The sequence below is a fragment of the Helicobacter sp. 11-8110 genome (assembly GCF_003288905.1).
Taxonomy (GTDB): Bacteria; Campylobacterota; Campylobacteria; order Campylobacterales; family Helicobacteraceae; genus Helicobacter_D; species Helicobacter_D colisuis.
Map to the genome: position 1 here is coordinate 134,744 of NZ_NHYL01000003.1, position 20,187 is coordinate 154,930.

At 34.9% G+C, this 20,187-nt stretch carries 20 protein-coding genes and 1 tRNA gene; 17 read left to right on the plus strand and 4 right to left on the minus strand.

Annotation, left to right across the window (positions count from 1 at the left end):
- The first annotated feature begins 123 nt into the window (after positions 1-123).
- The 17 genes from CCY98_RS04610 (at position 124) to ribD (ending at position 16,140) form a co-directional block, all read left to right on the plus strand.
- Entirely contained in the window at positions 124-2,064 is a 1,941-nt protein-coding gene (locus CCY98_RS04610) for a hypothetical protein (RefSeq protein ID WP_112057415.1), read from the plus strand.
- Positions 2,065-2,155: 91 nt separating this feature from the next.
- The gene (locus CCY98_RS04615; RefSeq protein WP_112057416.1) at positions 2,156-3,388 is read left to right on the plus strand and encodes a malic enzyme-like NAD(P)-binding protein; all 1,233 of its coding nucleotides are present in this window, start codon (positions 2,156-2,158) and stop codon (positions 3,386-3,388) included.
- Positions 3,388-3,609, plus strand: a complete 222-nt coding sequence (locus CCY98_RS04620; RefSeq protein WP_112057417.1) for a hypothetical protein — start codon at positions 3,388-3,390, stop codon at positions 3,607-3,609. The genes CCY98_RS04615 and CCY98_RS04620 overlap by 1 nt, the downstream gene beginning before the upstream one ends.
- An 84-nt stretch (positions 3,610-3,693) precedes the next feature.
- A complete protein-coding gene (gene mnmA, locus CCY98_RS04625) occupies positions 3,694-4,743 on the plus strand; it encodes a tRNA 2-thiouridine(34) synthase MnmA (protein ID WP_112057418.1) in 1,050 nt (349 codons plus the stop codon).
- Between the two features lie 157 nt (positions 4,744-4,900).
- Complete coding sequence (locus CCY98_RS04630) at positions 4,901-5,725, plus strand: universal stress protein (protein ID WP_112057419.1); 825 nt, start codon at positions 4,901-4,903, stop codon at positions 5,723-5,725.
- Positions 5,726-5,738: 13 nt separating this feature from the next.
- Positions 5,739-7,022, plus strand: a complete 1,284-nt coding sequence (locus CCY98_RS04635; RefSeq protein ID WP_112057420.1) for a ComEC/Rec2 family competence protein — start codon at positions 5,739-5,741, stop codon at positions 7,020-7,022.
- Positions 7,023-7,200: 178 nt separating this feature from the next.
- Positions 7,201-7,779, plus strand: a complete 579-nt coding sequence (locus CCY98_RS04640; protein ID WP_112057421.1) for a tetratricopeptide repeat protein — start codon at positions 7,201-7,203, stop codon at positions 7,777-7,779.
- Between the two features lie 238 nt (positions 7,780-8,017).
- Entirely contained in the window at positions 8,018-8,560 is a 543-nt protein-coding gene (locus CCY98_RS04645) for a DUF502 domain-containing protein (RefSeq protein WP_112057422.1), read from the plus strand.
- The gene (gene mqnP, locus CCY98_RS04650) at positions 8,560-9,414 is read left to right on the plus strand and encodes a menaquinone biosynthesis prenyltransferase MqnP (RefSeq protein ID WP_112057423.1); all 855 of its coding nucleotides are present in this window, start codon (positions 8,560-8,562) and stop codon (positions 9,412-9,414) included. Before CCY98_RS04645 ends, mqnP begins: the two co-directional genes overlap by 1 nt.
- Position 9,415: 1 nt before the next feature.
- The gene (locus CCY98_RS04655; RefSeq protein ID WP_112057424.1) at positions 9,416-9,952 is read left to right on the plus strand and encodes a hypothetical protein; all 537 of its coding nucleotides are present in this window, start codon (positions 9,416-9,418) and stop codon (positions 9,950-9,952) included.
- A complete protein-coding gene (locus tag CCY98_RS04660) occupies positions 9,945-10,487 on the plus strand; it encodes a hypothetical protein (RefSeq protein ID WP_112057425.1) in 543 nt (180 codons plus the stop codon). The genes CCY98_RS04655 and CCY98_RS04660 overlap by 8 nt, the downstream gene beginning before the upstream one ends.
- 11 nt (positions 10,488-10,498) lie before the next feature.
- The gene (gene thrB / locus CCY98_RS04665; RefSeq protein WP_112057426.1) at positions 10,499-11,392 is read left to right on the plus strand and encodes a homoserine kinase; all 894 of its coding nucleotides are present in this window, start codon (positions 10,499-10,501) and stop codon (positions 11,390-11,392) included.
- Between the two features lie 21 nt (positions 11,393-11,413).
- Complete coding sequence (locus CCY98_RS04670) at positions 11,414-11,653, plus strand: DUF448 domain-containing protein (protein WP_112057427.1); 240 nt, start codon at positions 11,414-11,416, stop codon at positions 11,651-11,653.
- The gene (gene infB, locus CCY98_RS04675; RefSeq protein WP_112057428.1) at positions 11,653-14,310 is read left to right on the plus strand and encodes a translation initiation factor IF-2; all 2,658 of its coding nucleotides are present in this window, start codon (positions 11,653-11,655) and stop codon (positions 14,308-14,310) included. Before CCY98_RS04670 ends, infB begins: the two co-directional genes overlap by 1 nt.
- Before the next feature lie 3 nt (positions 14,311-14,313).
- The gene (gene rbfA, locus CCY98_RS04680) at positions 14,314-14,685 is read left to right on the plus strand and encodes a 30S ribosome-binding factor RbfA (protein ID WP_112057429.1); all 372 of its coding nucleotides are present in this window, start codon (positions 14,314-14,316) and stop codon (positions 14,683-14,685) included.
- Positions 14,675-15,106, plus strand: a complete 432-nt coding sequence (gene rimP, locus CCY98_RS04685) for a ribosome maturation factor RimP (protein ID WP_112057430.1) — start codon at positions 14,675-14,677, stop codon at positions 15,104-15,106. Before rbfA ends, rimP begins: the two co-directional genes overlap by 11 nt.
- A complete protein-coding gene (ribD, locus tag CCY98_RS04690) occupies positions 15,100-16,140 on the plus strand; it encodes a bifunctional diaminohydroxyphosphoribosylaminopyrimidine deaminase/5-amino-6-(5-phosphoribosylamino)uracil reductase RibD (protein ID WP_112057431.1) in 1,041 nt (346 codons plus the stop codon). Before rimP ends, ribD begins: the two co-directional genes overlap by 7 nt.
- Here the strand turns inward: ribD and hemW are convergent.
- The 4 genes from hemW to CCY98_RS04710 all read right to left on the minus strand — a co-directional run bounded on the left by hemW (position 16,120) and on the right by CCY98_RS04710 (position 20,180).
- A complete protein-coding gene (gene hemW, locus CCY98_RS04695; protein WP_258438840.1) occupies positions 16,120-17,187 on the minus strand; it encodes a radical SAM family heme chaperone HemW in 1,068 nt (355 codons plus the stop codon). The two genes, ribD and hemW, sit on opposite strands and share 21 nt — an antisense overlap.
- Positions 17,188-17,305: 118 nt before the next feature.
- A tRNA-Ser gene (locus tag CCY98_RS04700) sits at positions 17,306-17,393 on the minus strand.
- Between the two features lie 70 nt (positions 17,394-17,463).
- On the minus strand, positions 17,464-18,210 hold the full coding sequence (locus CCY98_RS04705) for a fumarate reductase iron-sulfur subunit (RefSeq protein ID WP_112057433.1): 747 nt from the start codon (positions 18,208-18,210) through the stop codon (positions 17,464-17,466).
- A complete protein-coding gene (locus CCY98_RS04710) occupies positions 18,207-20,180 on the minus strand; it encodes a fumarate reductase flavoprotein subunit (protein WP_112057434.1) in 1,974 nt (657 codons plus the stop codon). Before CCY98_RS04710 ends, CCY98_RS04705 begins: the two co-directional genes overlap by 4 nt.
- Between the last annotated feature and the right edge of the window lie 7 nt (positions 20,181-20,187).

Genomic DNA, 20,187 nt, shown 5'->3' on the forward strand with positions numbered 1-20,187 from the left:
TGCATTCCCTTAAAAATAAAAATTCTTGGGATTTTACTCCAAATTGCATTAAACAAGGATTATTCTATAAACTAATTACCTTGTTAAAGTCTTTTTAACCATTTTTTTACTAAACTTCAGGTTATGAAAAAAGTCCTATCTTCAAAAATCTCTCTTAGCTTTTTTGCTTTGATTCTTGTTGCTTTAATATTGGCAATCTTGATATTCTCTCCCATAGGGAATTATTTTATCAAAAATGCCATTTTAGCAAAGCTTGAAACACACACTCAAATGCAGTGGAAAAGCCGTAGCTTCAAACTCACACCAAGCACTATCGCGCTAGAATTTAGCTCCCAAGATGACAAACTCGAACTTTTTGTAAAAGGCGATTATTCACTTTTTTTGCGAACACTAAAAGGGGATTTTTATATTAACTCTAAAGGCTTTCAAACCCTTTTTAATAACAAAACCCTATCTTTTGGAGATAATCAATGGATTGAAGGAAATTTTGAAGGAAATTTTAACCACTACACACTTTATGCCTCAAGCAATCTCTTTCTTTCTCACAGCAATTTAACAGCCACACTTCACTATTTATCACCACAAACTATTAGTCTTAATCTTACCAATGGATCATTAGCTTCCCTTTTAGAAATTTTAAATGAAAAGCCCTATGGTGATGGAATCATTTCTTTAAATGCTAATTTTACTCATCTGCAAAAATCCTTTGATGGCACTTTGGATTTGGAAATTGAAGGGGGTAAATTAGATAAGAATCTTTTTTTATCTGAATTTAACCTAGAAATTCCAAACACAAGCTTTATGGGAAAACTTGAATCAACTCTACAACAAAATACTCTAACACATTATTTAAAAATCTATTCTACTATCGGCGATGCCTTTATTAAGGGAGCTACTAATATCCACTCTCTTGCAACTAACACAAATTTTAATATTAATCTCACTAGTCTCTCCCCCCTTTCACCTTTTTTTAAAATTCCACTCAATGGATCTTTTGATGCCAAGGGAATTGCTAAGGGAGATTTTAAAAATATGCTTTTAGATGGAGAAATACAGCTTTCTAGCTCTCCTCTTAATTATAATCTCAACCTAAGAGATCTTAAGCCAAAAACTCTCAAAATCTCTTCAAAGAATCTAAAAGCTCAATCTCTTTTGTTACTTTTTAACAAAAATCCCTATTTTGAGGGCAATGTTGATTTGGAAGTGGATTTGCGAGATTTCTCACAAGGAATTTCAGGCATTATTTCACTTAACAGCCAAAATCTCTTTATCAATAGCCCTCTTTTAGAAGAAAAAACACAAATTGGATTCCCATCAACTAAATTTACTTTTCATTCACAAATTGAACTTGCTAATGGAAGTGGCATTGTTAATTATCTCTTAGAATCTAATTTCTTAAAACTTCAAGCACAAAAAGGTAATTTAACTTTAAAGCCTTTAAAATTTGAATTCCCAACCACACTAGAAGTTGCCAAACTTCAAAATCTTTCATATCGCAATAAAACTGCCCTTCAAGGCTCTTTAATCACTCAAGGCATTCACACAAAAGATTCTTTTGAACTCCAAGGCACCCTTCATTATAATCAAAACCAAAATCCTTTTTCACTTATGCTAACTCCACAAAACTTTACACTTAGAATCCAGCAAATCCCCTCTAGTCAAATTTATACTCTTTTTGATCAAGCTCCACGCTATTTTAGTGGAATAGGTAATTTTAGCCTTAATAACAATCTTGTTGATCAAATTAATAATATTAATTTTGATATTCACAGCCTTTCATTCCAAACAACGCCGCTACTCCAAGAACTCCAAAGAAAAAGCAAACAAAACTTCGCAAAAGAAAATTTTAATGGTTATATTTATAACACTATTTTGCAAGATGAGATTCTCCAAAGCCGAACCTCTTTGCAGTCTAAGCATTTTAAAATCCAATCTCAAAAAATCACCACTAATCTTAACACAAAAGAAATCCAAGGAGATTTCACCATTCAAACCAAAACCAAAGAATCAAAATACACAATCTATGGCAAAACTTCTCATCCAAAAATTAAATCAATAAATTAAACAAAACGCTTAAAATTACTTTCATTTAAATTCACTTTTATCTCTTTTTTGTTTAAATTCCGTATTTATTTTACCTACTAAGGCAAATACTATGGAAGATCTAAAACAAACCTATCCTGATTCGCTCCCCTATCACCAAGGCGGAAAACTCGAAGTTATTCCAAGAACTAAAGTGGAAAATGAGCACGATTTATCTCTTGCTTATTCCCCAGGCGTGGCAGTGCCTTGCAAAGAGATACAAAAAGATCCTCATTTAGCTTATGACTATACTTCAAAAGGTAATCTTGTTGCTGTTATTTCAAATGGCACTGCTGTTTTGGGATTAGGTAATATTGGCGCTATCGCAGGAAAGCCAGTTATGGAAGGAAAAGCGGTTTTGTTCAAAAAATTTGCCGACATTAATGCCTTTGATATAGAAATTGATGAAACTAATCCTGATAGATTCATTGAAATTGTTAGAGCCATTGCCCCTACTTTTGGTGGAATTAATTTAGAAGACATTAAAGCGCCTGAATGTTTTTATATTGAAAATCGCCTCAAAGAGATTCTTGATATTCCTATTATGCACGATGATCAACACGGAACTGCAATTATTTCAGCAGCAGGGATTATCAATGGCGCAAAAATTGCCAACAAGAATATTGCAGATTTAAAAGTGGTTGTTTTAGGAGCAGGAGGTGCGGCGATTGCTTGTGCAAAAATCGCACAAAAGCTTGGTGTAAAAGAAATTATTATGTTTGATAGCAAAGGTGCTATCACCACTCACCGCAAAGATTCTCTTAATGGCTTCAAAAAAGATTTTATCGTTGATAAAAAAATCGATACTTACAAAGAAGCTTTAGATGGCGCTGATGTTGTGCTTGGCTTATCAAGAGGTGATATTTTAAGCGCAAAAGACATAGAGGGAATGAACAAAGATCCGATGATCTTTGTTATGAGCAATCCAACCCCAGAAATCGAACCCAAACTTATAAAAGAGGTGCGCCCTGATGCGATTATTGCCACAGGAAGAAGCGATTATCCCAATCAAATCAACAATGTTTTAGGTTTCCCCTATATTTTTAAAGGTGCGCTCAAAGCACACGCAAAAAGCATTAATGAATCAATGAAACTTGCTGCTGCTAATGCCCTAGCACAACTTGCACAAGAAGAGATACCACCAGCTCTAAAAATAGAACTTGAAAAGATTCACCAAAGAAAATTTGAATTTGGCAAAGAATACATTATCCCCTCCCCTTTTGATTGGAGACTCAAAGAATTTGTCTCTAATGCTGTAGCACAAGCTGCTATTGATAGTGGCGTTGCAAGAATCAAGGCTTTGTAATGGAAGAATTTGAATACAAACTTGTAATGTTTGGATTTAGCGCTTTATGTGAAGATTTAGAGGAAGTCCAAAGGCGACTTTCTCTCTACCCCAAAGAGCGCTATGAACTTGAAAATGGCGAAGAATGTTTTTTAATCAATCTAAAGACTAAAGAGCAATTTCCTATCATTTTAGAAAATAATCGTTTCATCATCTTAAAAACTCCAAAAAATCTAGCTTAAAACTTATTTTTAAGCCTTTTTGGCTATAATTCCATCCCTCCAAATAAAGAGTCTTTTTAAATAAATATTACTAAGGAAAAAATTATGAAAAAAGTTTTATTATTAATGAGTGGAGGAATTGATTCAAGCTATTGTGCCTATTTATTACAAAAACAAGGTTATAGCGTTTATGGAATTTATCTTAAACTCCACAACAAAGAAGAAAAGCACGATTACTATACTAAAAATATTGAAAAATGCACACAATCCCTCAATATTCCTTATCAAATCATTGATGAAAGAGAACTTTTCAAAAAAAGCGTTTATGATTATTTTGTTGATTCTTATAAAAAGGGCTTAACTCCCAATCCTTGCGCAATGTGCAACCCAAATGTAAAGTTTAATATCGCTTTTAAGCTTGCAGAAGATTTGGGTTGTGATTTTGTAGCAACAGGACATTATGCCCAAATTAAAAACGGCAGAATCGCTCAAGCTGTCGATACTCACAAAGATCAAAGTTATTTTCTCTTTGGCTTAAAACCAGAATGGATTTCAAAAATCATCTTTCCCCTGGGCGATAAAAAGAAAGAGGAAATCAAGCCTATTGCTTTAAAAGAACTACCTTGGCTTGGGACCTTAGAGACTTACAAAGATTCTCAAGAAATTTGCTTTGTTGAAAATTCTTACATTGATATTTTAAAAAAACATCACAAAACCGAGCAAAAAGGGGATGTCCTTGATTCTAAAGGCAATAAAATTGGCACTCACAAAGGCTATATGCAATACACCATTGGCAAACGCAAAGGCTTCACCATTAAGGGCGCGCTCACTCCTCATTATGTGCTAAAAATTAATCCACAAGACAATACCATTATCGCAGGCAGTAAAGAAGAACTAGCAACCAACAAGGTCCAAGCTCTTAATCTCTCACTGCCCAAAGAATGGTTTCAAGACAATAAGGTTTTTGATTGCGAAGTAAAAATCCGCTACAAAAGCCATAAGATTCCTGCTCAAATTATACTAACAAATAATGGCAATCAAGATATTATCACAGCCAATCTCAAAGAATCTGCCTATGGCATAGCCAATGGTCAAGCCTTGGTTTTATATGATGGCAATGAAGTTTTAGGTGGTGGATTTATTGAGGAATTTTAACCCAATAAATCCTTTTGTATATTTGTTTCAACTTTTCACACTATCTTATCTAAAAATAGCCAAATTATCTAAGAAATAGAATTATAATTACAATCTTTTTCTTTGTTTTAAAGTTATAGGGGTATAATTTGCAGATATCAATATAAGAAGGAACAAAATGAAAAACAGAATCGCAGTTGCAACAGACTTCTCACAAAAAAGCCTAATGGCACTCACCAAAGCTATCTATTTAGCCAAAAAACTTCAATACACTTTAGATATTATACATGTCGTCGAGTATTCTATATTTCACAATCCCAAAAAAGACAAAAAGGCAGGAAAAGAAGCCTTAGCAAAATTTCTTACAAGCCATTTCCCAAATCCAGAAGTTGAAATGCAACAATTCTGTTATGTAGGCACAATCTACAAAGAAATCAATCGGCATATTAAAGATCGAGAATGTCGTTTATTATGCGTAGGTGCAACAGGAGAAACCCAACATTTAACCGATATTTTACTAGGTTCTGTTACAAAGCAAATTATCAAAAAATCACCCATTCCGGTTTTGGTAGCCAAAAATGAAACACTACCTGATTACACCAATATTTTTTCGCCCACAGACTTTAGCGAATCTTCTAGCAAGCTTGCCAAAGTTGCTAAAAAATTCTTCCCTACAGCACATCTCATTTTCTACCACATGATTAGTCGCCCTTTTGAAATCCGCCTTGGGCATTATGGCGCAAATGATGAGCAGATCTCAAACTTCAACCAAAATACAGAAAATAAAACCAAAGAATTAGCCAAGAAATTTCTCAAAAATTTCTCTGAACACAAAAATGAAGTCGTGCTTGATAGCGGTATTCTTTCTTATACTAGACTTCTAAGTGTCGCTGAAAACAAAAATGCTTCACTCATTGCTCTTCCTACTAGCGGAAAAGTAAGTTTTTTCGCATTAGATGTTTTGGAAAACTCCAAGATTGATGTTTTTATTTGGAAACTTTAAGTTTTATGGGTAGATGAAAAATCTCTGCCCTCCACTCTTTCTTAATCACAAAGAACGCCTTGCTTTTTTTCTTTTTTTACTTGGTGTGTTAATTTGCACATTAGGCTATAAATATTATCAATTCCACACCCTAAAATCCCAAAAATTTCCCCAAATTCAAGCTAGTGTTATTTTGCAATACCAAAAAACAAAAGGACAAAAACGCTACTTTGTTTTGAAGTTAAAAAGCGACTTTGGGACATTTTACACAACTTCTTGGGAGGATTTAAAAAACCTAAAAAATAAAAAAGTCTCTTTAAAGATTATCTTAGAAAAAGTTAATTTTTGGGATTTTATCAAAGGCTTTTATGCACCAAGTTTTCAACTTGCCTTGCTGCAAGAAGAAGACTTTAGAAAGCCTCTTAGAGATTTTATTTTACAACAGCACCAAACGCTTTTAATGGGAGAATACTATCTCTCGCTTTTTTTATCTGATCCCTTGCCGCTACCTTGGAGAGAACTAGCTCAAAGCTATGGAATCGCACATATTTTTGCCATTTCTGGCTATCATACTGGAATCCTAAGTGCTTTGGGATTTTTAATCTTAGGCTGGATTTACACTCCCTTGCACAAACGCTATTTCCCCTATCGGAATCGCTATTTTGATTTAGGCGTTATTGTTTTGTCTTTGCTAATTGGGTATTATTTTCTGCTCACACAATCTCCCTCTTATCTTAGGGCTTTAGCTATGTCTTGCATTGCATTTTTTTTGCTTTTTAGGGGCTTGGATATTTTGCGATTAGAATCATTTTTTTGGAGCATTGCAATCCTTCTTGCCTTTTTTCCTTCTTTGATTTTTTCAATCGGATTTTATTTTTCCTGTCTTGGAGTTTTATATATTTTTTTATTTTTTAAATACTTTAAAATCCCGCATTCTTTTTTGCAAAAATTTCTTTATGGTCTTAGCATTAACATTTCCACTTTTTTTCTTATGGGCATTGTAGTTTATTATTTCTTTCCGCCTTTTTCTCCACTCTCCCTTAGCTCAATCCTGCTTACTCCACTTTTTAGCTTGTATTATCCTTTTGTTTTTATTGCACATTTTATTGGTTTTGGAGGATTGCTTGATTCTGTGCTTTTGTGGTGGGTTAGCCTAAAAACACACACGATTATTTTACAACCTAACTTTTATCTTTTTATATTTTGCAATTTCCTAACGATTCTAGCTATTTTCTACCGCTATGCTTTTTTCGCGCTTTTTTTGCTTAATTTTATTTATTATTTATATGGCATTATTTCGTATTTTCAAATATTATAAGATTCAATTTTTGGAGACAAAAAATATTGACTACCAAAACAAAAATCAATAAAGCTTCAAGCAAGTGAATTTTTGATAGCATAGCACACAATACTTTAGTGTTTTTATTTAAAATTCACAGATGTAAAAGCATTGAGTTTTTTAAATTAATCATGTTTTGCAAACACAGGGGGTAAAAATGAAAAAGGTATTTGTTTTATTTTATATGTTAGTTAGTTTAGCTTTCGCTTCTGATAGCTCATTTGATGAAGTGCTAGCAAAAGCCAAACAGGGAGATGCTGAGGCTCAATTTCTTCTAGGTATTATGTATTACCAAGGACAAGGCGTAAAACAAGATTATAAAAAGGCAGCTGAATGGTTTAGCAAGGCAGCTGAGCAGGGACTTGCTGAGGCGCAATTTTATCTAGGTCTTATGTATGTAGACGGACAAGGTGTAAGACAAGATTATAAAAAAGCATTTGAATGGTATAGTAAGGCAGCCAAGCAGGGAAATGCTAAAGCTCAATTTTATCTAGGTGTTATGTATGCAGAAGGACAAGGTGCAAGACAGGATTATAAAAAGGCAGTTGAATGGTATAGTAAGGCAGCTAATCAGGGAGATGCTGAGGCTCAGGCTTATTTGGGGCTTATGTATATCGAAGGACATGGCGTAAGACAAGATTTAAAAAAGGCAAAAGAATATTTTGGTCTTTCTTGCGACTCTGGATTGCAACTTGGTTGTGATGCATATAGGGAATTAAATGAGGGAGGAATATAAAAAGAGAGTATAAACTCTCTTTTGTTTATTTTGCAATTTCCTAACGATTCTAGCTATTTTCTACCGCTATGCCTTTTTTGCACTTTTTTTGCTTAATTTTATTTATTATTTATATGGCATTATTTTGTATTTTAAAATATTATAAAATTCAATTTTTACACATTAAAAAATTCTATTTGGTTTTTTTTCTAAAATCGGTTAAAATTCCTAGATTATTTTAACCATACAAAGGAAGATTGTGAATGAATTAATTTCAAAAATTAGCAAAGGGATTTTTGCTATTTTGCCCTTTTTATTGCTATTTTGGATTTTTTCTTTTGTTTATGACTTTTGCGCTGCGATTTTTTATTCTATTTTTGGAATCACTAATGCAAATTTAGCCGTTACGCTTTTTATCTTCGCAATTAGTCTTGCTTTGCTCTATTATATTGGGCATTTGGTGGATAAAAATAAGGAATTTTTACTCATTAGGATAACAGAAATCATCATTGGCAAAATTCCTGTGGTCAAAAGCATTTATTCTGGAATCAAAGAAGTTTTAAATATTTTTTCTGGAAAAAATAAAGAGGGTTATTTGGGTGTAGCCTATGTTGATGTAGGAAATATGGAGCTTATGGGATTTATCACCAAAGAAGATGGGGAGCATTACTGGGTTTTTATCCCCACTACTCCCAATCCCACTTCAGGCTTTATCCTAAGAATCCACAAAAATAATATAAGAATGTCAGATTTATCAGTCAGCGATGGTTTTAAAAAGATTATTTCTTTGGGAGTTAAGTAGTGTTGCAAAAAATAAAAGACTTTAGCGAACTTGTCATGTTTCAGCATAGCATTTTTTCTATGCCCTTTATTTTCATTGCAATGCTAACTGCTGCACAGGGCTGGTTTGGCTGGAAACTGCTTGCATTTGGTGTAATTGCAAGCATTAGTGCAAGGAATTTTGCAATGGCATTTAATCGCTATGCAGATAGAAAGTTTGATAGCACAAATCCACGCACCAAGAACCGCCCAAGTGTAGATGGCAGAATCTCGCCTTTTGCGATGCTTATTTTTATTTTAATGAACGCGTTAATTTTTATTTTTATGGGTTGGCTTATTAATCCTTTGTGTTTTTATCTTTCTTTTCCGATTCTGCTTATTTTAGCAAGCTATTCTTTGATGAAGCGATTAACCTCAGCAGCACATTTGGTTTTAGGACTTTCACTTGGATTAGCACCTATTGCTGGGGTAGCTGCTGTTAGTGGAGAGATTCCACTATGGAGTGTTTGGCTTTGCTGTGGTGTTTTATTTTGGGTGGCAGGATTTGATTTGCTTTATGCCCTGCAAGATATTGAACACGATAAAAAAGAAGGCTTATATTCTATCCCAAGTGCTTTTGGGGTGCAAAATACACTTTGGATTTCGAGGTTTTTTCATCTTTTAACACTATTTTTTTGGGCATTATATATTATTAGTTCAGATTCTGGTGTTTTTATGTGGATTGGACTTTTGGTTTCAACAATAGCACTTGGTTATGAACAATTCCTAGTTTCAAGGAATTTTCAAAATATCCCCAAGGCTTTTTTTGTTGTCAATGGTTATTTAGGAATCGTATTTTTTGGTTTTTGTATTTTAGATTTGATTTTTAGGAATTAAAATGGAAAAAAGTCGCTTAATTAATACCGCTCTTAAAATTCATTATGACACTGCACACAGCAATGCAGAAGAGTTTGCCATTGAATTTAATAAACTCACTCAAAGTGATGAAGATCCAATAGGAGAATGGTTGCGTTTAATGCGCGCCAAAAAGGGAAACTTTGACAATGAAAACACGATTGTTTTAGAGCTTTTGGTTGAAATTTATCGCAAGATTGAATTATTAGAACACAAGATTCAAGGCGAGACTAAAACTTATGTTCCTTTAAGTAATGAAGGGCTAATTACCACCATTGGACATAGTTGCTTTAGAATAAAGGATTCTACTTTACAAGAAAATACACTTTATTATGGTAGAGTAGAATTACCCACTTTCCCCACTCGCATTATTCCTATTTATTTTATTTTTAACACAAATTTAGCATTGGTAGAAAAAATTCACGCACGCGATGAAAATGAATGGGATAGTTATGTTGCTTCAAAAGAAAGGGCACTTATTCGCTCTATTAGATCCAGCAAAGGGGTTAATAATGCTTAATGATGAAAATATTATGCTTTGGATTGTGATTGGAATTGCAGCAGTTTTTATCCTTTTTGCGCTTTATCTTTACTTTAAAGAAAGAGAAAATACTAAGCGTTTTAATCGCTATGGACATTCTATTGAAGAACTAAACAAAGAAGTCTATCGCCTACAAAAAAAGTTAAAAGATTATGAGAATCACTTAGAAAAATTTCAACAATCGCTCAAACAGCAAATCTATCAAGAAACGCGCTTAGAGATGAAAAATGTCCTTGATTCCAATCTTTTTGCACAAATCTCTCCACTCAAATCCACCTTACAAACACTTCAAGAAGAATGGAGGGATTACCAAGAAAAAATAGACAATAAAACAATTATTTTAGAAGAAAGAATTAAAGAGTTTGCCTACACTCCAAGCAATCCAACCAACATTGATGAGGGAAGGATTATTTCAATGTATAAAGATGGTTGGAGTGTTGATTCAATTGCTAAAGAATTACGAGTTGGCAAGGGTGAAGTGGAATTCACTTTAAAATTTGCTAATTTAGATTAAAAAGGATTTTAATGCTATTACGCGTTCCTGCCACAAGTGCTAATTTAGGACCAGGATTTGATAGCTTAGGACTTGCTTTAGAGCTTTATAACTATTTTAGCTTAAAGCCCTCCAAGTTTGCTTCTATCCAAATCCATGGAGAAGGTTCTAAAAATCCAAAATTACGAATTGATAATGTTTTTGTTAAGATTTTTAATGAGCAACTTAAAAAACTTATTGGACAGACCATTCCTTTTAAATTCACTTTTGAAAATTCAATCCCTATTTCAAGGGGTTTAGGAAGTAGTTCAGCTGTTATTATTGGTGCTATTAGTGCTGCTTTTAAAGTTGCACAAATTCCACTAGATAAGCAAAAGATTCTTGATATTGCACTGCGTTATGAATCCCATCCAGACAATATCACTCCTGCTTGCATGGGAGGGTTTAATGCTTGTATGCTTTCTCGCAATCAAGTGCGTTTTATCAAAAAAAATCTACCAAGTAGCATTGAAGCAGTTATTGTAATACCCAATCAATCCATATCCACGCATTTATCGCGCAAAACTCTCCCCCAAAAATACTCCCAAAAAGATGCTATTTTTAATCTTTCGCACTCCACACTTTTAGCTAGTGCATTTTTTGAAGAAAAATGGGACTTATTAAGGGAGGCAAGTATGGATAGATTCCATCAATTTTTTAGAATGAAGCAGATTCCCATTCTTTTTGAAGTGCAAAAAACCGCACTAAATAATGGAGCTTTAATGAGCACCCTATCAGGAAGTGGTTCAACATTTTTTAATCTCTGCTTTAAAGAAGACACGCAAACTCTCAAAAAAGTTCTTAGTGATAAATTCTCAAGGTTAAAGGTTTTGTCCTTAAAATTTGATAACTTTGGGGTAGTTTTTGATGATGAATTTAAGTTCTAGTTTGTTATAATAAGAGTTTTTATGTCTAATCCAATTAGAATGTGTGTGGTTTGCAGGGAAAGATTTGAGCAAAAGCAACTTATCCGTTTGCAGTATAGAGATTTAAAGCTTAGTCTTTTTAATGGGCAAGGGAGAAGTTTTTATATTTGCAAAAATTGCCAAAATAACCCAAAACTTTTCAATTCTATCGCTAGAGTTTGCAAAATCGACAAAAAACACAAAGAAATTTTACAAGAATCATTAAAGGAGATTTTTATATAATGGAGAAAATCCGCATTAGTCAAATCGCTAAAGAAATTGGGAAACCCAGCAAAGAGATTCTACAAAAAGCACAAGAGTTAGGATTTGAAGCAAAAACCGCTTCTAGTGCCGTAACAACCGAACAAGCAGAAGAATTATACAATTATGTTTTATCGGGCAAAAGTATAGAAACCAAAGCAGTAAAAACCGAAGCTAAAACAACAAAAGAAGAAACAAAGACTAAAAAAACCACCAGAGAATCAAGCACCAAAAAAACCACTACTAAAGCAACAGCTAAAACCACTACCAAAACCGCCAAAGAAACCTCAACCTCAAAAGAGAAAAAAACCAAAGAAGTTACTCCAAAAGAAAATATAGAAATCACAAAAACTCTAGAATCTCCAAAAGAAACTACACCTACAAATGAAGCTCAATCCACAACAATAAACACACAAGATAACTCAACAATCAAGCGCACGGGTTTGCGTATTGTCAAAAAAAATAATCCAAAAAACGAAACCCAAGAAGAACTAGTTAAATCCCAAGAAGACAAGAAAGAACCTGCCAAAACTTTACAAGATTTATTAGGTAATCTAGATAATGAACATTCTGAAAAAAGGGAAAAAAGAAAGAAAAAAGAAAAGGCTTCACTTGTTTCTAAAAAGCAAAATCAGCATAAAATGGATTTATTAGATAATCGTGAATTCCAAAATTCTGATGAAGATGAAGAAGAAGGGATTATTTTATTTGATCTAAGTGTTCAAGATGAAGTGGATATGGATGAAGAAGAAAATGAGAAAAAAGCCACCACAGAGCGAATCAAGATTCAACGCCACAATCCTTTTATGGAGCAAGGTAGCACACGCCGATCAAGTCGTAAAAAAGCACCAAAACCACAAAAAACACAAGAAGTTGTGCAAGGCGTTGTTACTATTCCAGAAGAAATTAGAGCTTATGAGTTTGCAGAAAAAATTGGTCGTAGCACAGGCGATGTGATTAAAGTTCTCTTTAGTCTTGGAATGATGGTAACAAAAAATGACTTTTTAGAAAAAGATGCTATTGAGATTCTGGCTGAAGAATTTGGAATCCAAATTGAGCTACAAAATACAGCTCAAGAGCTTGACTACACACAACTTCATGAAGATGAAGATGATTCTAAAGACCTTATAGAGCGCGCTCCAGTAGTTACTATTATGGGGCATGTCGACCATGGTAAAACTTCATTGCTTGATTACATTAGAAATACCAAAATTGCTTCAGGAGAAGCAGGTGGAATCACGCAACACATCGGAGCTTACACAATTACTAAAAATAATAAGCAAATTACTTTTATTGACACTCCAGGACACGAAGCTTTTAGTGAAATGCGTGCAAGGGGTGCTTCAGTAACCGATATTGCCATTATTGTTATTGCAGCTGATGATGGAATCAAGCCTCAAACTATTGAAGCACTAAACCACGCAAAAGCAGCAAATGCGCCTATTATCATTGCAGTAAATAAAATTGATAAACCTGAAGCTAACACTGATAAGGTCAAAGCTGAAGCAGCCGAGCTTGGATTTACTCCGCTAGAGTGGGGAGGTGAATATGAATTTGTACATATTTCTGCCAGAACAGGTGAAGGGATTGATGATTTATTAGAGACTATTTTACTCCAAGCTGAAATCTTAGAACTAAAAGCCAATCCAAACAAACCTGCTCGCGCTGTTGTCATTGAAAGTAGCTTAGAAAAAGGTAAAGGACCTGTTGCTACTCTCATCGTGCAAAATGGAACACTCAAAATAGGCGATAGCATTATTGCTGATACAGCCTATGGAAGAGTTAGAGCAATCAGCGATGATTTAGGCAAAAATATCACCACCATTGCTCCTTCTGGAGTGGGTGTAATCACTGGATTAAATGAAGTTCCACCTGCTGGTTCTGTTCTCTTAGCAGTAGAAAATGATAATATCGCGCGCGATTATGCACAAAAACGAGCTACACACTTGCGACAAAAAGAACTTTCACATTCAACAAAAGTTTCTTTTGATGAGCTTAGCTCTATGGTAGCACAAGGACAACTAAAAAATCTACCTGTTATCATCAAAACAGACACACAAGGAAGTTTAGAAGCCATTAAAGGTAGCCTAGAAAAACTCCAAAACGAAGAAGTAAAAGTCAATATTATCCACAAAGGTGTGGGTGGAATCACCGAAAGTGATATTACACTAGCTGCTGCAAGTAGCAATTGTGTGATTTTAGGCTTCAATGTGCGCCCTACAGGTAGCGTAAAAAATAAAGCCAAGGAGCTTGGAATTGAGATTAAAACTTACTCGATTATTTATGCGCTTATTGATGACATTAAAGCCTTACTTGGTGGCTTACTCTCTCCAGTCTTTGAAGAAGAAAATACCGGACAAGCTGAAGTAAGGGAAACATTTAATATTGCAAAAGTTGGAACTATTGCGGGTTGTTTTGTTAGCGATGGGGTAATACAAAGAGGTATCAAAGTCCGCTTAATCCGCAATGGCGTAGTAATCCACACAGGCAATATTGCCTCGCTTAAAAGATTCAAAGATGATGCAAGAGAAGTGCAAAAAGGGTTTGAATGCGGAATTATGTTGGAAAATTATAATGATATTCAAGTGGGTGATGTGTTTGAAACTTATAAAGAGGTCGCAAAGCAAAGGACTTTTTAATCTATGAAAAATATTAAACTAGAGCGCACACAATCACTTTTAAAAGAATTGATTCCAATGGCACTAGCCAATCTTAATGACACACGGCTTAATTCACTTAATGTGGTTGAAGTAAAATGTTCTAAGGGTAAATATTCTGCGCAAGTTTTCTTAGAATCCTCTTTTTTGACCACACACGAACAAGCAGAAATACTCAATCAACTCAAAAAAGCCAGAAATCTTATCAAAGAATATTGTTTAGAAGAGACAGGCTGGTTTAGATGTCCTGATTTTCAATTCTTTTTTGATGATTCTTTGGAGAGAGAAAATCGCCTTGATAAAATCTTTCACACCATTGCCCTAGAAAAAGAAAAAAGGAACAATAATGTTAATTAACCAAGATTTACAAATAAAAATTCAAAAACTTATTGAAAGTTTTGATTGCAAACTCTATGATATTGCAACACTCAAAGAAAATGATAATCAAATTTTACGAATTTTTGTAACCAAAAAGCCCTCAATTAGCCTTGATGATTGCCAAGAAATCAGCCTTGCACTTTCACCGCTTTTGGATGTTGAAATCCCTGAATCAAAAAGCTATTTTTTAGAAGTAAGTTCTCCAGGCATTGAACGCACATTAAAAACCAAAGAGCACTTCTGCGATGCTATTGGAGAACTCTTAAAGATAAAAACTTTTGCCAAAGAAGAATTTAAAGGTAAGCTTTTAGCTGTTAATGGCGACAATCTTGAACTTGAAAATGAAATCACCATTCCCCTTGATACGATTAAAAAAGCGCAAACTTATTTTATATGGTAGATGATAATTTTTATTTAGAACTCGCTATCAAGGAAGCTTGGAAAACCCAATGCCAAACTCTACCCAATCCTGCTGTTGGCGCTTTAATCTTAGATTATAATGGCAAGATTCTAGCTCTACAAGCACACCAAGAAGCAGGAAAACCCCACGCTGAAGTCCTAGCACTAAAAGAGGCTTACTTTAATCTCACGCAAGATTCCACTATACTCTCCCTAGAACAATCCACTCAAATACACGAATACTTAAAGCAAAAAGCTCATACTCTATTTCTTAATACCACCCTTTATGTTACTTTAGAGCCTTGTATGCATAAAGGCAAAACACCATCGTGTGCAGCGCTTATAGAATCACTAGGGATAAAAAAGCTTATTATTGGCGCAAAAGATCCAAATCCCAAAGCCCAAGGTGGTGCTGAATATTTACAACAAAGGGGATGTAAAATTATCAAAGCTTGGGAGAATAAAGAACTTCAAAAAAGCTCGATAAAAGCCAATGATTTATTATTGCCCTTTAACTTCTTGCAAAAAAAGGGAAATTTTGTGCTTTTTAAATACGCTTGTAGATTAAATGGCAGTATCGATGGAGGGCAAATTAGCTCCAAAGAAACACAAATTTTTATGCATAATCTGCGTTGCAAACTTGATGAACTCGTTATTTCAGGCAAAAGCGTGTTAATTGATAACCCAATACTTGATTCGCGATCTAATTCTCTGCAAAGCCAAAAAAACCCAAATATAGCCATTCTCACGCACCAAAAAGACTTTCCCCAAACTGCACCCCTTTTTTCTATTCCAAACCGCCAAGTTAGAATCCTGCATTCTCTCTCAGATTTTTCAGGCTTTATAATGTGTGAGGGAGGGACAAACCTACTTCAAAATCTCCTACCTCAAATTGATATGTTGCTCATCTTTTTAAGCCCTACTCTATCCACTTATGATCTAGCGCCTCATTTCAATGCAAGTTTTAAACTCCTTCATAGTCAGCCAATCGGAAATGATCTAGCCCTATGGCTCTTACCAAAGGAAGAGAGCTAATTCATCTCCCAAAAAATAATCCTTAGCGTAGATTCTCTCCGCCTTTTTTTCGACCTTTTTTTCCTTTAATAAAATCTCCAATTCCTTTTTTTTAGTAATTTTATCTTCTAGCACCCCAACACAAGATCTAAACCCAAGAAACAAATGCTCCAAATCTAAATCCCTTTGGCTTAAAATTTCTTGTGTATATTCTGTTTCTTTTAAATACTCCTCAATTTCACAAACCCCATAGCTTCTCACACCAGCTATACAGCCCACACCCCCTGCTCCAACGCCCAAATAATCCTTTTGCTCCCAATAAGCCAAGTTATGCCTAGATTGATAACCACGCGAATAATTGCTTACTTCATATTGCAAGAATCCTGCTTGTCTTAACTCTTCTCTTACAAAATGTCCCATACTTGCAAATCCTGCAAACTCACCGCTAAATTCTTGCTTTTTTTGGATAGAAAATCGACTTCCCTCATCAATGCTTAATTGATAGGCAGAAATGTGATTAATGGGTAGCTTAGAAGCTATTTGTATCTCTTGATTCAAAAGATTTTGATTGCAAAAAGGCGTCCCATAAATCAAATCAATACTAAGATTCTCCAAGCCCACTTTAGTTGCATTATCAATAGATTCAAATACAGAATCCACCCTATGATTTCGCTCTAAAAATCGCAATTTATCAGTAAAAAAACTCTGCACCCCTAGACTTAGGCGATTAACTCCCATTTGCTTTAAATCCCCAATCCACTCCAAACTTAGTGAATTAGGATTAGCTTCAATGTTAATCTCTATATCTTGGATAAAATAAGGTTCTAAAATATTAAAAATATTATGATATTGTTGCGATTTTACCACACTTGGAGTGCCACCACCAATATAAAGAGAAGTAACTTTAGAAATACTAAAATCAAGCAATTTATTTTGCAAATCCTTAGAGAGTGCTTGCATATATTCTTCTTTGAGATGATTCTTATTTGTTTTTGAATTAAACGCACAATATCCACATTTACTATCACAAAAGGGAATGTGCAAATAAACTGCAACTTCCAAATGCATTCCTAAAATATTATTGTAAAAAATTTATCATTACAGATTTGCCCACATATTACTTGATTATTTCTTAAAACAAAATGCTAAAAATAAAAGTGTATTAAAAATGATAGGGTTGCAGTAATGGCAGAGAGGAAGGGATTCGAACCCTCGAAGGCTTGCACCTTACACGCGTTCCAGGCGTGCTCCTTCAACCACTCGGACACCTCTCTAAAAATGAAAGCAAAATTTTACACTATAAAAAATAAGAAAGCATTGAATCCCACAAAGGGATTCTAAAAGTTATTTAGTTGTCGCCATTTTTCTACGCAAATAAGCAATCTTACTTTGTAAGGGTAGATTTTTAGGGCAAACATCGTGGCATGCAAGCAAACTCATACAACCAAACACACCATTATCATCTCCCACTAGCTCATAGTAATCCTCATCGGTGCGTTGATCGTGTGGATCAAGCATAAAGCGCACCACTCGATTTAATCCTGCTGCTCCCACAAAATCTTCACGCATTAGTTTTGTTCCACACGCAGCAATACAACAACCACACTCAATGCATCGATCAAGCTCGAAAACCTCTTGTGCTACTTCTGGCTCAACACGATCTTCAATTTGACTCATATGCTCTTCACTTTTTTCTTGTGCGTGAATCCAACTCTCAACGCGTTTGCTCATACCATTAAACCAATTTCCTGTATCCACAGACAAATCTTTGATAAGTTTGAAGGCAGGAAGTGGCATAAGTGTGATTACACCATCTGGAAAATCTTTTGTTAAAGTTCTACAAGCAAGTCTAGGGCGACCATTTATCATCATTCCACAACTTCCACAAATACCTGCACGACAAACAAAATCAAAACTCAAATCAGGATCATATTGCTCTCTAATCATATTTAAAACAATAAAAATCGTCATCGAATGTGCTTCTTGCAATTTGTATTCTGCAAAATGCGGCTTTGAAATTGCGCTATTTGGATTAAATTTTAAAACCCGAATAGTTAAAGTTCTGTTACTACTTTCTACTGCTCCACTCATTGTTTATCTCCTATTCTTTGATTGCGTGCTTTGTAATATGGTTGCAATTCAAATGGCATTAATGCCTCTTGAATCTCATAGCGATCTTTGCCCTCTGCTTCCATTTTTGTGCGAATATTGTCAATCTCTTCTTGTCGTCTCAAGCTCTCTGGATTTTCAATAATCATTCCCTTAGCTCCATATCCACGGAATCCTGGAGCAATTTCCATTGTGGCAATATCCAATGGTTCATAAGTAACAGTTGGCAAGGTTTGATTAGGATCTTCCCAAGAAGTCAAAGTTCTCTTAAGCCAATTTAAATCATCGCGTTTTGGAAAATCTTCTCGGCTATGTGCTCCCCTAGATTCTGTCCTATCTAAAGCACCTTTTGCAACACAAAGTGCGATTTTTAACATTTTTGGCACACGATAAGCTTCTTCTAATTCTGGATTAGCGTGCATTCTCTTAGTTTTAATGCTAATGTTTTTAGAGCGAATATAAAGTTTTTCTAATTCATTAACAGCTTCTTGCAAATGCGATCCATCTCGGAAAATACCAACTTTATCACCCATAATTTGTTTCATTTTGTCTTTGATTTCAAAAACATTTTCTCCATTTTCTCTTGCCAAAATTGATTCAAGATAGGCTTGCTGTTTTTTTAAAAATTCTTCAACAAATTCTGTTTGAATATCCACATAAGTTTGCTGACAACTCTCTGCAAAATAATCTCCAATAATCATACCACTTACCACAGCTTCACTCACTGAGTTCCCACCCAATCGGTTAAATCCGTGTAAATCCCAACAAGCTGCTTCACCTGCTGAAAAAAGTCCTTTTAGGGCACTCTCTCCCTTATGATTAGTGCGGATTCCACCCATACAATAATGTTGCATTGGTTTAACTGGAGCCCACTTTTCAGCTGGATCAATGCCCGCAAAACATTCACAAATTTCTTGGACATCTCTTAAGTTAGTTTCGATATGCTTTCTACCTAAAATAGAAATATCTAACCACAGATGTTCGCCATAAGGAGATTTCACTCCCTTGCCTTCGCGTATTCTTTGGAGCATTCTCCGAGCAACCACATCACGACTTGCAAGTTCTTTTTTCTCGGGCTCATAATCTGGCATAAAGCGGTATCCATCAACATCACGCAATACCCCACCATCTCCACGACAACCTTCTGTCAATAAAATTCCACTTGGGAAAAGTCCTGTTGGGTGGAATTGCACCGCTTCCATGTTGCCAAGTTTTGCAATCCCAGTTTCAAGTGCTATGGCACTTCCTGTTCCTTCGCAAATTACTGCGTTAGTTGTGTCTTTATAGATTCTACCATATCCACCTGTTGCAATCAGTGTTCCTCTTGAAACATAGGCGATGAGTTCTCCTGTGATAAGATCCCTAACAACTGCCCCATAGCATCTACCATCTTTATGGATAATTGCAATTGCCTCTTTTCTATCGTGAATATCAACATTATACTTCAAAGCTTCATTAGCCACAGCAAAAAGCATTGAATGTCCTGTGGCATCAGCTGTATAACAAGTTCTCCATTTCTTAGTTCCACCAAAATCTCTTGAATGGATTAATCCATGGCGGAATTCTTCTTCTGTAATAGTTGTTTTTTGTGCGTTAATAACTGCTGTTCTATCGCCTTTTTTGATTCTTGTCCAAGGTACCCCCCAAGCAGCTAATTGTCTAATGGCTTTTGGTGCAGTGGTTACAAACATTCTTGCTACCTTTTGATCGCAACCCCAATCGCTTCCCTTTACCGTATCTGCAAAGTGCAAGTCTTCATTATCACCATCACTCATTTTTGAATTACCAAGACTAGCTTGCATACCCCCTTGTGCTGCTGCAGAATGGCTTCGCTTAACAGGAACAAGACTTAAAACAATAGTGCTTAAACCCCTCTCTTGACAGGCTACTGCGGATCTAAGCCCTGCTAATCCTCCACCAATTACCAATGAATCACAATATATTATTTTCATCTAAAAA

Excerpts from the sequence above, each read along its gene's own strand:
- CCY98_RS04610 (WP_112057415.1), top strand. The coding sequence starts at position 124 with ATGAAAAAAGTCCTATCTTCAAAAATCTCTCTTAGCTTTTTTGCTTTG.
- CCY98_RS04615 (WP_112057416.1), top strand. The coding sequence starts at position 2,156 with ATGGAAGATCTAAAACAAACCTATCCTGATTCGCTCCCCTATCACCAA.
- CCY98_RS04620 (WP_112057417.1), top strand. The coding sequence starts at position 3,388 with ATGGAAGAATTTGAATACAAACTTGTAATGTTTGGATTTAGCGCTTTA.
- mnmA (WP_112057418.1), top strand. The coding sequence starts at position 3,694 with ATGAAAAAAGTTTTATTATTAATGAGTGGAGGAATTGATTCAAGCTAT.
- CCY98_RS04630 (WP_112057419.1), top strand. The coding sequence starts at position 4,901 with ATGAAAAACAGAATCGCAGTTGCAACAGACTTCTCACAAAAAAGCCTA.
- CCY98_RS04635 (WP_112057420.1), top strand. The coding sequence starts at position 5,739 with ATGAAAAATCTCTGCCCTCCACTCTTTCTTAATCACAAAGAACGCCTT.
- CCY98_RS04640 (WP_112057421.1), top strand. The coding sequence starts at position 7,201 with ATGAAAAAGGTATTTGTTTTATTTTATATGTTAGTTAGTTTAGCTTTC.
- CCY98_RS04655 (WP_112057424.1), top strand. The coding sequence starts at position 9,416 with ATGGAAAAAAGTCGCTTAATTAATACCGCTCTTAAAATTCATTATGAC.
- CCY98_RS04660 (WP_112057425.1), top strand. The coding sequence starts at position 9,945 with ATGCTTAATGATGAAAATATTATGCTTTGGATTGTGATTGGAATTGCA.
- thrB (WP_112057426.1), top strand. The coding sequence starts at position 10,499 with ATGCTATTACGCGTTCCTGCCACAAGTGCTAATTTAGGACCAGGATTT.
- CCY98_RS04670 (WP_112057427.1), top strand. The coding sequence starts at position 11,414 with ATGTCTAATCCAATTAGAATGTGTGTGGTTTGCAGGGAAAGATTTGAG.
- infB (WP_112057428.1), top strand. The coding sequence starts at position 11,653 with ATGGAGAAAATCCGCATTAGTCAAATCGCTAAAGAAATTGGGAAACCC.
- rbfA (WP_112057429.1), top strand. The coding sequence starts at position 14,314 with ATGAAAAATATTAAACTAGAGCGCACACAATCACTTTTAAAAGAATTG.
- rimP (WP_112057430.1), top strand. The coding sequence starts at position 14,675 with ATGTTAATTAACCAAGATTTACAAATAAAAATTCAAAAACTTATTGAA.
- ribD (WP_112057431.1), top strand. The coding sequence starts at position 15,100 with ATGGTAGATGATAATTTTTATTTAGAACTCGCTATCAAGGAAGCTTGG.
- hemW (WP_258438840.1), bottom strand. The coding sequence starts at position 17,187 with ATGCATTTGGAAGTTGCAGTTTATTTGCACATTCCCTTTTGTGATAGT.
- CCY98_RS04705 (WP_112057433.1), bottom strand. The coding sequence starts at position 18,210 with ATGAGTGGAGCAGTAGAAAGTAGTAACAGAACTTTAACTATTCGGGTT.
- CCY98_RS04710 (WP_112057434.1), bottom strand. The coding sequence starts at position 20,180 with ATGAAAATAATATATTGTGATTCATTGGTAATTGGTGGAGGATTAGCA.